The organism is Bacteroidia bacterium (assembly GCA_027493955.1).
Lineage (GTDB): Bacteria > Bacteroidota > Ignavibacteria > SZUA-365 > SZUA-365 > JAOSJT01.
Genome location: JAOSJT010000001.1, coordinates 945,286 through 959,291, shown reverse-complemented (window position 1 = coordinate 959,291; position 14,006 = coordinate 945,286). Strand labels below are relative to the sequence as shown.

At 58.3% G+C, this 14,006-nt stretch carries 10 protein-coding genes and 2 pseudogenes; all 12 read right to left on the bottom strand.

The genetic code is table 11. From position 1 onward, the window contains the following. Positions 1 to 32: 32 nt before the first annotated feature. The 12 genes and pseudogenes from M5R41_03795 to M5R41_03740 all read right to left on the bottom strand — a co-directional run bounded on the left by M5R41_03795 (position 33) and on the right by M5R41_03740 (position 13,937). Complete coding sequence (locus tag M5R41_03795) at positions 33 to 833, bottom strand: PIG-L family deacetylase (GenBank protein MCZ7555509.1); 801 nt, start codon at positions 831 to 833, stop codon at positions 33 to 35. Beyond that, on the bottom strand, positions 830 to 1,363 hold the full coding sequence (locus M5R41_03790; protein ID MCZ7555508.1) for a GNAT family N-acetyltransferase: 534 nt from the start codon (positions 1,361 to 1,363) through the stop codon (positions 830 to 832). The genes M5R41_03795 and M5R41_03790 overlap by 4 nt, the downstream gene beginning before the upstream one ends. Then, entirely contained in the window at positions 1,356 to 2,420 is a 1,065-nt protein-coding gene (locus M5R41_03785) for a GNAT family N-acetyltransferase (GenBank protein ID MCZ7555507.1), read from the bottom strand. Before M5R41_03785 ends, M5R41_03790 begins: the two co-directional genes overlap by 8 nt. Beyond that, a pseudogene (locus M5R41_03780) lies at positions 2,417 to 2,611 on the bottom strand (antibiotic acetyltransferase). Before M5R41_03780 ends, M5R41_03785 begins: the two are co-directional and overlap by 4 nt. 60 nt (positions 2,612 to 2,671) lie before the next feature. Further along, a pseudogene (locus tag M5R41_03775) lies at positions 2,672 to 2,986 on the bottom strand (hypothetical protein). After that, positions 2,983 to 4,290, bottom strand: coding sequence for an oligosaccharide flippase family protein (locus M5R41_03770; protein MCZ7555506.1), 1,308 nt, complete (start codon positions 4,288 to 4,290; stop codon positions 2,983 to 2,985). The pseudogene M5R41_03775 and the gene M5R41_03770 overlap by 4 nt, the downstream one beginning before the upstream one ends. Further along, positions 4,290 to 5,462 (bottom strand): glycosyltransferase, encoded by a 1,173-nt coding sequence (locus tag M5R41_03765; GenBank protein ID MCZ7555505.1) that lies wholly within the window; start codon positions 5,460 to 5,462, stop codon positions 4,290 to 4,292. The genes M5R41_03770 and M5R41_03765 overlap by 1 nt, the downstream gene beginning before the upstream one ends. Continuing rightward, a complete protein-coding gene (locus tag M5R41_03760) occupies positions 5,459 to 6,556 on the bottom strand; it encodes a glycosyltransferase (protein MCZ7555504.1) in 1,098 nt (365 codons plus the stop codon). The genes M5R41_03765 and M5R41_03760 overlap by 4 nt, the downstream gene beginning before the upstream one ends. Before the next feature lie 6 nt (positions 6,557 to 6,562). Further along, a complete protein-coding gene (locus M5R41_03755; protein ID MCZ7555503.1) occupies positions 6,563 to 7,708 on the bottom strand; it encodes a PIG-L family deacetylase in 1,146 nt (381 codons plus the stop codon). 12 nt (positions 7,709 to 7,720) lie between these two features. Beyond that, positions 7,721 to 8,722, bottom strand: coding sequence for a GDSL-type esterase/lipase family protein (locus tag M5R41_03750; protein ID MCZ7555502.1), 1,002 nt, complete (start codon positions 8,720 to 8,722; stop codon positions 7,721 to 7,723). After that, on the bottom strand, positions 8,719 to 12,156 hold the full coding sequence (locus M5R41_03745) for an acyl-CoA dehydratase activase-related protein (protein ID MCZ7555501.1): 3,438 nt from the start codon (positions 12,154 to 12,156) through the stop codon (positions 8,719 to 8,721). The genes M5R41_03750 and M5R41_03745 overlap by 4 nt, the downstream gene beginning before the upstream one ends. Continuing rightward, positions 12,153 to 13,937, bottom strand: coding sequence for an activator of (R)-2-hydroxyglutaryl-CoA dehydratase (locus M5R41_03740; GenBank protein ID MCZ7555500.1), 1,785 nt, complete (start codon positions 13,935 to 13,937; stop codon positions 12,153 to 12,155). Before M5R41_03740 ends, M5R41_03745 begins: the two co-directional genes overlap by 4 nt. Positions 13,938 to 14,006: the final 69 nt, after the last annotated feature.

The following is a 14,006-nucleotide window of genomic DNA, read 5'->3' as shown; positions in this document are numbered from 1 at the left end:
AGCTGTCCTCCTGGGCGCTTGACTATGATATTCTACAAGTGAAAAACCGAATTTCCGAGTGTAAGATACGCATCGGAAGGCAATTCAAGAAATGCTTCCGCGAAGCGTGCCGTTGATCCGAACGTCATTGCCCTGTAGGCGTTGAGACCGAGGATATGATGCTCGTAATCGATGGCGCGTAACTGGGACGGATAACAACGCATCATGTTCTTTTTGTCTTCCACGCGGCTGGTGATATCGGCAACGACGGTGGCGGGCAATGGACTCCACACTTCGAAACCCCGTATGAGGGGCCGGACGTCCTTGTGCGTACGGAGTGTCCGGGATAACCAGATATTGAGTACCCGATGATCGCGATGATTATCGAATAACGAAGGAAGATACAAAACATCGGGCTGAAACTCAACGAGTTGACGAACAAATGCGGGTGGTGCGGGAATATTTTCGTGAAAATCCTTCTCGCCCAGGCGCAGTGCTGTTGTTCGCAGACCGGGTACGCACGCGGAGGCGGCGTCGAACTCCGCTTCGCGCAGTGCCACCTTCTCCCGCGTTTCCAGTGACGTGTCGTCGATGCTGGCCGCATTGTCGGAAAAAAGGATGATGTGCTGCGTATCTCCGCGATCGGCGTGGAGCAGCATGCTTCCTCCCGCTCCGAAAGTCTCGTCGTCGGCATGGGGGGTGAGCACCAGCACGCGCTGAGGCGGTCCGCGCCATTCGAGTGGACGCGGATACACCGTCGCCAGCGTGTCGAAAGCAAAATCCGTGAGTTGCCGTGCCCGTAGTTGCAGGCGCCGCTGTCGCAAGCGGTCCAGTATCTGTCGAAGGAGCATCATAGTCCGCTCTCTGCGACGCGCCCCAGCCGAAGGGCACAGTTACCGATTCGGAATGATCGCATGCTTCCGATGTGCGCGAAGCCCGCCTTCGCTATGCCTCGCAGCGATGCGGTGTTGCTCTGTTCCGCATAGATCCAGCAGCGGGAGACGTTCATTCCGGCCAGCGTTCCCAATACCCATCGGAGCGCGGACGTATACAGACCGCGGCCGCGATGCTCGGGCATGGTGTTCACATCGTACAGTACCGCGCTTCGCTCCGGAATATGCCAGGTGCGGGCGAGTTCATCGATGCGCAATGTTCCGAACGCCAGCCAGGCGATGAACGCCAGGGTACCGTTGCTTTCGCCGAGCACGGCGGCATGGCCTTCCGCGAAACGCGAAGCATGAATATCACGGAATGGCACAAGGGCTTTCGGCATAGGGGGCAGCTGTGTGGGTGTCGTAGCGAGACGAAATGTCTCCGGGGGAATTTCGGAGTGTCCGCCAGTCGTCGCACGGAAGAAATGCAGATGATGGAGCAGGTCAGGCATTGCGACGCTTCCTTTCCGCGCGGACGAACAGGCGTCGTGCACTGTCCGCGACGTGCTTGCGGAATCTGGCCGCCGGCGGGACGCGCAGAAGGTGCCGCGACAGTCTCTCTTCCGGATGGAATTCCCTTTTGTATGCTTCTTCACCGCGAAGAAAATCGAAATAGGCATACCCCGATGCAGCGGCATGCGCTATGGTGCGACCCAGATTCATCGTCCCGGGACTGAGCGACCGATACTGCGTATCCATGCCGGAGAGCAGATACAGCATGCTGTCCCCGTGCGTATGTCCCATGAGTATGGACACGATCATCCCCTCATGCCGCAGCACCGCGCACCAGCTTTCGCCACCGGCCACAGCGCAGAGGTCGAGAAAAAAACTTTGGCTGGCTGCGTCTTCAAACCACGATGCGCTGCCGAAACGCTGGCGGTTCAGAAGGATCAATGCAGACAGCACCGCCTCGTCGGGAGCTGTCGTGAATTCCCAATGCCACGTCGCATCCGTGGCGAGACGATTCCGGGCACGCGACAATTCCCGTCGCATATGATCCGTGGCGGAGGTTTCGAGCGTTTCCGGTGTCAGACCGCGCAATGGCAGACGGAGGTAGCATTCCCCTTCCTCTGCAACAACACCGGACAGGCCGAAGGCCGTGGATTCCGGCAGCGCATCACGGATTTCCAGCCAGGCATCGGGATAGGTGTCTTCGAGATACCCGAGAATGGCGGTCCACACCGCCTCGGGAACCGCTGCATCCGTCACGATATCCGGGTACTGCGCCAGACGCTCGCCCATGAGATGCAGGGAGCGCCAGCCGCGAAACGGACCGAAATGTCTGGTATGCAAAAACAACGGAGCGAGCGCGATCAGGCGTCCCTGTTCCTCTGCGGTGAGCAGCAGAGCTTCTCTCCGGGGATGCGTATCGACATAGTGCCTCTTCCAGGTCAGCACCCATTCCGGCGATTGAAAAAAGGTGTTTCGGTACAGCGAGCCCGCAGTATAGCACCCATGCCACCACGCCAGAGCTCGCGCGTCCGTCCAGTCTGTCGCGCGGACCGTCATGGCGCACCGCGTTCTGCGATGATGCGTGCGGGAGTTCCACCGACCACGGCATGCGGCGGCACGTCGTGCGTCACCGTGGCGTTGGCGGCGACGACGGCTCCGTCACCGATGGACACACCCTGCAGGATGACCGCGTGCGCACCGATCCACACATCGCTGCCTATCGTGATGGGCGCCTTACGCCCGCCCTGCTCTCGTATCGGGCGCGATGCATCGGTAAACACATGATTCGCGTCGATGATCGTCACGTACCCGGCGATCAGCGTGTCGGCCCCGATACGCACCGTGCCGGATACGGTACAGTGCTGTGAGATGAACACCCGCTCGCCGAGCACGAGTTCGTCGCCTGGATGCGCGATGAGCCAGTTGTCGTTCAGTATTTCCACTCCCGCACCGATGCGGAGCGACGCGCCGTCATGAATATGAATCTGCGTCCGCGGTCCGAATGTGGCAGTGGGATGAATCGCATGTCCCGCCTTGCGGAGGCGTGCGAGTGCCAGATGCAATTCAGCGCCCTGCAGCTTGCGGAAGAGCCATGCGGCAAAGGTTGCGGCTACGTGCTTCATGCGCTTCCCTCCGCCGCGACGTTTTCTATTTCGGACCGATGCACCCAGATATACCACATCGTCACCGCACCCGCCGCGAACCAGACGAGCACGCTGCTGACCGCCGCACCCATCGCGCCCATGCTGGTGATGAAGTAGTAATGCGACACTGTTGTGACAACGAGTTGCGCCAACGCGATCCATGTCGCGGCTCGTGCCCGATTGATGCTCAGGATAAGCATGGTGACGGGATTGCCGACGATAGTCCAGGCATAACCGATGAAGAGCACCGCGAAGAGAGGCAGGGATGGCTCGTATGCGGGGAACCACTCTGGAATCATGACAGAGAGCGTCACGAGGTACAGCAGTCCGACTCCCGTCACGGGAACGCTTACCGCGAGCGTGCGGAGCAGATAGCGTTTCATGTCGGCGGTACTGCGCAGTTCCATCGCTTTCGGAAAGAACACCGTGGACACGGAACCGGCCAACACAATCAGCGGCGTGCAGAGCTTGGTTGCCGCGATATACAAACCGGCTTCATCCGGCATGTCCGAGAGCAAGGGAGAAACCATGAACACGTCCAGACGCATCAGAAACATCGTTGCGAAAGACGTAATCATCAGCCACTTTGCGAAGCGGAACAACTCTGTCCCGACGTCACGCCAATCGTATTCCACCGTGCCGCGCATGGAGGTGACGAAATACACAGCGGCAAATCCTACGAGCAGCGGTGCCGCCGCGTAGGACGCGTACACGACATCGAGGGAAAACGCGCCGAAGAGTATCGCCGCATAAATGAAACCCGTTTTCAGAGCGGCTTCGGCAAGACGGATCGCGGTGAATCGTGCGAATTCCTGCCGCGCCTGAAGCACAGAGAGTATGTACTCCATCAGTCCCCCGCCGATCACCGCGATGGTCATGATACGAAGAGGTGCCTCTATGGCCGGAGCTTCGAGCACGTTGTTCGCGAGCGGACCTGCGAACACGTACAGGGCGGCGGCGGCGCAGAGGGTAATGACGATTTTTATTCGCAGCGTGAGTTGGTAGTAGGCCTGCGCACGATCGGGATTGTCGTTCTTGTACAGGGCGTAGAAACGAATGAAGCTCTGATGCAGTCCGGAATCCGTGAACTGGTTCACCGCGGCAAGTACGGTGATAAACAGCCCATACAGGAGATATTCTTCCGGTGTGAGCATCGCGAGCATGGACAGCGTAATGAGAAAGGTCAGGAATTTGGATGAGACGTCGCCGGTGAACACCACACCCGCATCACGCGCCCCCGCGGGCAAGCGATCACGGATTCGTTCCAGTGTACGCCGCACCATCAATTGTCCGCCTGTCGTTTCAGCACCGCGAGCAAGCGATGGACCCGCTCCGTCCAGGTGTTCGCCATTGCGAAAGAACGGCGCTTCTCGCGCACGTCCTGCGCGTCGGATTCCAATGCATCGGCGATGGCCTGAAGGAAGCTCCCGGCATCGCGTGCCAGGGTCACGAGCGGAGCGTAATTGCGGAGTTCGTCGGTGTATGTTGCCACCATGGGTAGTCCCGCCGAGGCGTACTCATAGAGCTTCAGGGGATTCACAATGCGTGTGATGCCGTTCTGCCGGAATGGAATGATGGCGACATCGAATCGGAGCAGATGCTCGGGAAGCTGCTTGTGCGGAACGAAGCCGTGCAAACGCACATTCGCATGCTGTGCGCAGCGCGCGGCGAGGTGCTTGTCCACCGGCCCCAGAATCGATACGGTGCAATCCGGGAAGGAGCGTATCACCTCCAGCAGCAGGTCCGCATCGAACCATTTCCCGCAGGTTGAACCGACGTACCCGATTTCCTTCTTTTCTGTGGCAGGATTGCCGTTGCGCACAGCGCACTGCTCCACAAATTCCCTGGACACCGCGTTCGGAAGGAAGAGGGATGCCACCCCGGGAAACAGGATATCAACCTCTCTCTGCATCTCCTGCGCACTGAAGGTCACCAGATCCGCTTCGCGGGAGAGCAGATGCTCGCAATCCCGAAGTCGGCTGAGCGTTCGCGGACTCCGGCTTTGCACTTCCAGCGCATCCGCGATGTCATACACGAGAAAACCGGGGTCGAACACATCGCGTTCGAGAAAACGTCCCCACCACAGAGGCATCATGATCAGGCCAATGCTGGATCGCATATCCACTCCGCGGAAGGTTTCCGAAAACCAGCGGCGAAAGAGCAAACGGTCCACCATGGGTGTCAGTGTGTTCCGGAAGCCGGTGGGCATGACGGGCGGGATGTGCACCCGCAGGTTGGCCGGCGTTTCGCTTCGCAGAAAACCGCGGTCGCGTGCAAGCGGAGTGAACAGCTTCTGAAGTACTCCGTGGGTTTTTCCCGCCATGGATGCGGGCATTTCGATGACGTCCACCTCGTGGCCCTGTGCAGCCAGCTCGCGCGCAAGCCCTTGTTCGCGCTGCGGAAAGGAATCCCACGAGGTCAGGCCGAAAATCATGAAATGCTGTGTGTCGCTCACGCGCATACGCCGCTTCTCCCTGCTTGCACTTCTGTTTCTCGTTCGTTCGTGTGTGAAGACTGATACCAGACATCCAATACTTCCGCGACCTCGTCCCAGCTCCGTCCGCGAATCCACTCCGAGGCCCGCGCCGCACGTGCCCGCGCAAGCTCCTCAGCGCTGCCATCCAGAAGGTTCCGAAGCGTGGCAACTGCGCTTTCGGAGTCTGGAAGAACGAAAGCCATGTCCTCTATCCCGGGTATGGATCGGGCGTAGCGAAGTTTCAGTGTGTTGTATGCAGGAATGATCACGGGAATACCTGTCCTGAACGCGTCAAACAGTGCGAGGAAACCCGTGGCGACGATCATGCCCGCACCCGTGTACACGGCTTCCGGATCGGTCACCATTCCTCGGAACTCCATGCGAAGGTATGCGGATGTTCGCGCACGTAGTGTCTCTCCGGCGCTGCCCTCGCCCGCCAGCCGGACGGTGGCGTGCAGAGAGCGGCCCGAGACGACCGTTTCGAGATCGCGCAGAAACTCCACGATGCCGGTATCCGGTGCAAGGCGGCCAACATACGCAAAGGTAGCGGCGTCACCTCGCGGCAGCACACCCAGGGCGCGTACCGGCGCGCCAAGATAAAAGGCGTCGAAGCGATGCGCGTAATACTGCGCGAGATACGAACCGACGCCCAAACAGACGTGCATGCATCGTGCCGTGACGGAGCGAAACACCTTGTGCCGCCGTCGAATCGGCATCCCCTCGAAGCCATGAAAAGTGATGACGTAGCGCGGCTTGCGTATGAGCAGTCTGAGGGGAGAGAACCAATGGAGAAACGTCGTGTAGTCGTGAAAGTGCAGAACGTCCGCCGCGCCTATCCATGCTCTGTTTTGCCACATCCACCGCCAGTACAGCAGGCGTGTGAACGGCCGCCGGATGGGAACGGAAAATCGCTTCACCTGATACGGACGTGCCGGATCTTCGGACGAAGGTGTTTCGGTGAGAACTGTCACCCGATGGCCTCTCCGCGCCTGGGCTTCGGCGGTGCAGGCGACACTCAATTCCACGCCACCAATGCGCGGTGAAAAATGATTGGCGAAATGGATGATGTTCATGCAGGTTTAATTGCCGGCATCAAGCAATTGAAAAAACTCGTATCTGGGTGGTTTACCCTCAATCGGTGTATAGCCGTAGTCCTTCACGAACACCCCGTCCATGAGGGCATCATTCGGATTCCATGGCTTGTCGTAGTCATTGCCCGGTTGATAGACGAATTCGAGTCCCTTGAAAGCATCATGCTTTTTCTGCCAGGCCTGCGTCCCGTCACGCAGATCCAGAAAATGCGTTATGCGATCGTCGTAATTGTATTCAGGGAAACCGGTAAACAGTTTGCAGCGCAGTAAAGACTTCAGGGAGATGACGGAGGTCTTGACGATCTGATGGACCGTTTTGTGCAGATAGTTGGCGTATTCACCCCCGGAGCCGTGCGTTACCACCACTTCGGGACGTTCACGCTGCAGCATTTCGACGATAGAGCGCTCGATGGCCTTCCGTGCGTCTGATCCCGGTGCGAAAGTTTTCTTGAAATCCAACCCCGCAAACTCGCCTACCTGAACGATGTTCTTGCCATCGAGTTGAAGCGCTACCGGAAGAATTTCAACGGACACGCCGAGTCTTTTTGCATAGGCCCGGAGGATGCGTTCCTTTTCGCGTCCCATGCGATCGGTGGCGACGCGCACTTTCCCGTCCGGCATGATGCCGAAGCAGTTGTACCCCCCAAGTTCTGACGCGGGAGCGTCGGTGAATCCCTTCGAACCATCAGCGCCATTCGAGACGAGATAGATTTTCGCATTCATGCCTCGCTCCGCAGCCCACGCGAACAATCCACCGGCGAGAAGAATTTCGTCGTCGGGATGCGTGAAAATACCGATGATGCTCCGATGGCCGCTCAACGCCGCGTTCATGGATGTGAAACGGGAGGAAAGTTCCGCGGGAGTTCTCAGATAGCCCGTGTGATCAGTCTTCTCGAATACGCTCAGATTATAATCGATTTTCACTTTTTCGTTCGCATCACCGTACATGAAATTTTTCGTGTACACGACTTTGTGATCCACGCCCGGCCATTCGTCAAAATCCCAGGTGCCGTGCTCCACGCCAGCGGGTATATCGTAACCCACCTTGTACATGGAAGGATCGTTACCGCTGGGAAGAATCTGGGATACCGCTGTGGAGGCGAGGAAGAACGAAAGAACGAGCAATTGTCGCATGAGAGCACTCCGTTACAGTATGAGCAGCTGATGGCGCGAATATCGCGATCCGGCTCGCACAAACACGGTATATGCGCCTGCGGCGGCGGGTGTTCCGTTTGTCGTCCTGCCGTCCCAGAGCAGATACTGCGTGCCTGCGGACCACGCGAAATATACGAATTTCCGGACTTCCCTGCCCCCGAAATCAATAATGCGGACCTGCACTTCTTCTTCTGCTCGTGTAGCAATGGAAACTATGAGATGCTGATGCGTCGAGGGTTGATACGGAACGGGATAGAGGTCTACGGTTGAAGTGAGTGGTATCGTCGCGGTGGAATCCAGAATGCCGGAAAGCAAGCGTGCGAGCGCTTCAGCAAGCGCATGATGTCCCTCGGCCAACAGGTGCACACCATCCGAGCCGAGAAATCGCTCCCTATCGTCAGAGGATACGCTCTCGAGCCATAAGGCATGTTCCTCCCGTGCCACCTGGGCCGCGGTACGGGCGTAGCGTTCGCTGCAAAACTCCGCTCCGCCCAGACCGGCATAGAGCATGGAATCAAACAGGGCATACAGTCTGTGCTGGACCGCGACGGGTGGAGTGAGAAGCACAGGAATAGCTCCTATTCCACGTACCTTCCGGATCAGCACGCGCAGATTGCGCGCATAGCGCTCATGCTGTACGCGCTGGAAGGGCGGATTACCCCACACAAACCAGTCATTGCTGCCAAATGCCAGTATAACGATGCGCGGCGTGTGTCGAAGGACATCCGAGTCAATGCGGGCGAGTGCGTCATCCGTCGTCTCACCTCCCCTTCCGCTGTGCAGTGATCTGATATCCCGGCCGGACGCTATCAGCAGCGAATCGGTTTTGGCGGGATACGATTGTCCGGGCCGGAACACCGCTTCTATCCAACCCTCGGTGATGGAATCGCCGAAATAGCAGATATCCACGCCGTGCTGCGCGAACACGGATACGGTGAACATATGCGGCAACAGCAACAGATAGAGGGAGAAACGGCGTCGGACGCGTCTCATTCGAGCGGTTTGCGATGGATTTCTATGGGAATGAGATCAGGGCGGGCCGGCTGCGCGAAGTGCGGATGGGCTGCGGGAGCCGCACCGAGGGCCGCGAGCAGACGGGCTTCGTAGGATCGTAATTCCGCTTGAAGTTCGGCCTGCAAATGAATTTTATTTTCAAGAGTTTCGCGATACCGTTTAAGAAAATACCCTATGGTTTCCACGCGAATCCTGATGCTCCCGCTGGGACGGTTTTCGTCGATATCCTTGAAGGAAAAATACGGGGTTCCCGAGCACTCGATGATTTCCTGCACGACAGCATAGATGGGACCATCGTGACCACATTTGAAGCTTGATAATTCCAGCGCGACGAGATTGGGATGGCGCGCCACGAATTTCGCGGCCCACACCTTGCGGTTCGTGTTTTCACTGTAGCTGTTTTTCCAGACGTCGTCGATACTCATCGGATGCGGAATGCGTCCCTGCGCCATATCGTCGCCGAATACGCGTTGCAGAGTTTCATCGTCCGTCGGCAAGGCATCCTGCGTGAACACTGGGTAGCCGAGTTTCTGAAATTCGGCCGGGATGCCATGATTGATGCCGGGATCGTTGTGATACGGCCGGCCGAGCAAGACGATGCCGATACGTTTTTCCTCTTCCAGTTCAAGCAGGGTATCACGCGCCTGGCTGCGCAGCGCATCGTGAAAGTGATTCAGCGCCATATAGCCCGCACGCATCGCTGCGCCGTGCTCCTCCACTCCCGGAGCCAGAAAAGGACGCAATCCGTCGAAAAGCTGCCGCTCCGCAAGCCGGTGATCCGCCAGATTCAGGAAAGGATGCACATACGGAAGACCAAGTTCGGCAAATACGTCCGATTCCTTGGTAAAAGCGGCTTCTACCGACTCGACCGTGCCGGTGATGGTCGGACAGGCCTTCGACGCCTGGGTACCGTGCAGATCGCTTGGCATGTCGTCTACCATCGGAAAAAAGACGGCGTCGAGAGGTCTGCGCGCATGATGCGTATTGAGCAGGTTGTGCACGTGCGAAAGAGCCAGTTTGCTCGGGAAGCAGGGATCGATGGCTCCTCGCCGGCTCCCTTCACGATACAGACTGTCTGTGGTGGGCGACGAGAAAACGATATTCTCGAAGGCAATGCCGAGTGTCTGAAAATAGGCTGTGAAAAATGGGGCATGCGCGTACAGATTCAAGGCGCGCGGAATGCCGATACGGATTTCTCCTCTGCTTTTTCCGCCGGGGGTTCCGATGCGGGATGCGGTTTCATTCGTCTGAACGAAGGAGGTAAATGCCAGTCTTGCGGCTACGTCGGCATAATTCGGGAATTGTTTGCGGATGCGGGAAAGGTCGCGTGCAATGGTTCGCATCTCATCCGCTTCCTCGACACTTCCCTTTTCACACGTGGCGATGATAAGTCGGCGCGTTTCATCGCTGTCGGCGGTATCAACATCAATAAATGTGCGTAAGCAATTGTTTTTGCAAAAGTTACAGCGTGTAGATTCATCCCGTCTCGAGGTGAAGCGAATATACTCGGCCGCATCCAAACCGATGAACGTCGTTTCCCTTCCGGACGCGTGCAGACGCGCGGATTCAAGCGCCGCGCCGATGGCACCGGCCTCGCCCGTGTGTTCATGGACGATGATCGTGGGATCGAGAGAATGAAACTTCTTCCTGATGAAGTCCACCTGCGCTTTGACGGCTGCAAGATTTCGTTGCGTACCGCCCTGCAGAACGAAGGTGCCCCCGAGCATCTCGAGATTCGTGATCTGTGATACGTAGAGCCAGATATTTTTCGGCAGCACCTTTGCGAGACCCGCCATGATCTCTTCGCGGCTCCAACCCTGGCGCTGAAAGTCCACGATATCCGATTGCAGAAACACCGCGCAGCCGAAGCCGAATTCCGGAACCTGCGTAGCGCGAAAAGCGGCCTCCGCGAAGTCATCCACATCGAAGCCGAAACTTTCCGCCGTGCTTTGGAGGAAGTAGCCATTCCCTGCCGAGCACTGCGTATTCAACTTGAAATCAACAACGCGACCTTCATGAAGCAGAATGAGTTTGATGTCCTGACCTCCGACATCGCAGATCACGTCCGCATCCGGATAGAAGTGTCTGGCGGCCTGTGTATGCGCCACGGTTTCAACGAGGGCGACGTCGGCTCCGAAGGAATCCTTGAGGATATCCTTGGCGTACCCGGTAGTGCCCACACCGAGAATGCGCAGTGAGGAGCCCTGCTCCTCAACCTGCGAGCGAAGCGCGGTGATAATCTCCCTGCTGTCTTCTATAGGATTGCCGCCGGACAGACGATAGGCCTTGAACGCCACCCGTCTCTGCCTGTCGATAAGAACACCCTTTGTGGATGTGGATCCGCCGTCGATGCCGAGATACGCGTCGAAGCGCGTTGCGGGATGAAGCACCGCCGGTGCAAAATCGGGACGGGTGTAGTGCCGACGGAACTCCTCCAGCTCAGCGGTATCCGCACAGAGCGGTGCGCCGGCTTTTTCCCGCTTCAGCGCTCCACGATCTGCCGTAATGAATTCACGGAGCGCCGAGCTTCCCAGAAAGCTGTCGTGATCGTCGCTGCGCAAGGCATGCTCCACGCAGCCCAGCGCGGCGAAATACTGCGCATCCGGGGGTACGTAAATCAGGTCTGAAGGGGTCGTGCCGGGAGGCAGAGACACACCGCGTTCCTCCCAGATAGGAGGGATATTGTGCTGCCAGCATTCGACGAGGCCGGGAATGAAGGTATTCGGGCCTCCAAGCAGCAACACATCCGGCAGAAGAGTATTTCCGCGCGTGAGCACCGAGAGATTCTGCTGTACGATGGACTCGAACAGGGAGGCCATCAATTCCTGTGGAGGTACCCCCTGTTTTTGCAGACTGTTGATGTCGGTTTCGGCGAACACCCCGCATTTTCCCGCGACGGGATGGACACGCACACCCTCGTAGCGGAGCATGGACAAATCCGACGGGGAAAGCCGGAGTTTCGCGTTGATTTTATCTATCACCGCTCCCGTCCCGCCGGCACACTTGTCGTTCATGGATGCGATTTTCTTCGAACGGCCGCTTTCCGCATCCCGCTGAAAAATCAGAATTTTCGCATCCTGTCCGCCCAATTCAATCGCGGAGCCGGCGCGGGGACAGCGCCTCTCGGCGGCAAGCGCCACAGCGGTGACCTCCTGCACGAAGCGCGCCCCGATCACAGGTGCGAGGGTCTTGCCTCCGGAACCGGTGATGTAGACGCTGCATTGCCCGGGTGCGTCACCGAATTCGCTCTCGATGCGCAGGAGAAACTCCAGCACTTTCTCCGCCTGCCGGGTTTCATGTCGCTGATAGTCTTTCCAGATCACAGATCCGTCTTCGGTATGCGCGACGACAGCCTTAACCGTCGTGCTGCCCACATCGAGGCCGATCAGGTAGCGCGGACGTTCGTGGCTCATCGCGCTGTCCTCCTCGACAGTGCGGCCACATGCCGGACAAACCGGGCCGCGGTACCCGCGTGTTTTCCGTCGGGCGGAAGTCGCAGAAAAGCGGAACGCAGTTCCGGATGGTGTTCCATGGCCTCGCGTAACGCTTCGACGGACAAGCAGTTGTCCGCAAGCGCGCGTTCGAACTCGTCCCTGGCCCGCTCACGCGCATCCGCCAGCATCATCTGGACACGGCTCTGGGCGTTGATCTCGCCTTCACCCGAGGTTTCGATCGGGAGGAAGAGAATATCCTTATGATGGGCGACGACAGCGGATTGCACACCGTCGGACTGTGTGCTGGGCAGACAGCCGAAGGGTTTCAGCGAGAGCATCATGTGACAGAGCGCGTTTTCCGAGTAGTAAATCGTCTTCGCCACCTCCAGATGGCCTTCTCCCCCCTCGATGCGGGTATTGAAATAACGGGAAGCGATTCTGGAAAAATGGTACTGATCCGGCAAGGACTGCGGGATGTCGTGCATCGCGCGTCGGTAGCGGCGGTACTCGCGCGCATAGAAATATTCGGCCAGGGTGAGCAGCGACTGTGCCTGCGCATAGCGGAACAGTGATGCCGCTTTCCGCGAGAGCTTGCGCACGCGCGGCAGCGAAGGATCAACATCCAACAGGCGTCGGTCGCGACGCGCCTGTTTTTCCTGATGGAGCAGGTACAGCAGCCAGGGAGTGATGGGTTCGATGAGCACCTCGGCCCCTTCCTGCTCGAGGAAGCGGAACATGCGAAAATTGCCATCCCCTTCCGTTGTTTGAGCCCAGAACTCACCGGTGATTTTCACGAGAGGCTTGACGCGGGTGCGATCGGTTTCTATGTCGGTGAAGTACGTCCGCGCCTCACGCAACGCCCGTAGAAGCTCCTGTCCAAAAATATGCCTGCGAAATTTTTTAAGTGCGAGAGCCGTACCCGCCGTGCGGCGTCCGAGAAGTGTTGTGAGCGTGCGGGACGGCCGCAGCACCGGCAAGGTTTCGACTGCCCGTGCCACGTGTTCCATCGCCGCTTCGAGAGCACGGTCGGTCGCACCCGCCGTGCGTTCATACGGACGCGTGCGATAGGCGAGATCGTTGAGCACATCGGCGAGAACAAACGCGTTGACAATGCCGAGGGTAAAATCCAGATTCATCTCCAGGCCGGCGTTCTCCGCAGTCTGATCGAGGCCGCCTTGTTGCTGAAGAATCAGAACGCGGAAACCGTCGAAGCCCGCATTGCGCAAAGCGAGACGGTACTCCGATTCGTACATCCCGAAGCGACAGGGTCCGCATGCGCCCGCAGTGAAAAAGATATAGGAATCGATGATGTCCGTGCGTGACAGCCCGGAAGCTTCCAGATCCTGGAGATAGGCGATCAGGCAGCCGACGGTGAAGTACGTCGGATTGCACAGACCGTTATTGCTGAATTCCTTGCCTTTCTCGTATGCGCGTCCGTCAGGTGCCGGCAGATACTCCGCCTTGTAGCCGAGGCGGCGCAGATTCGCCTGTATCAATCGCTCGTGCTTCCACGTCAGGCCGCCGAAGAGCACGGTGGTGTGTTCCCTCTCCTTGCGTGTGAAGGCTCGCTCCGTCGGACGATTCCAGTGCGCCACACCGTCTCGTGTCAGACCCTTCTCCGAAGCCAGTCGTTCACGCTCCCGCTCGAGGGCCTCGCCGATGGTCATGGCACCGCTGCGAATGGCGTCCAGTATGGCCGGGTCGATACCGTGATCGTTACCGGGACGCGGCCGGGTATTTCGTACGGAATCATGCATCATCGAGATGAAACGTTTCTTCTTTCGTCCAAAGAATACAGGATGAAGCGCTCCTCAACAGGCGGTGCGTGC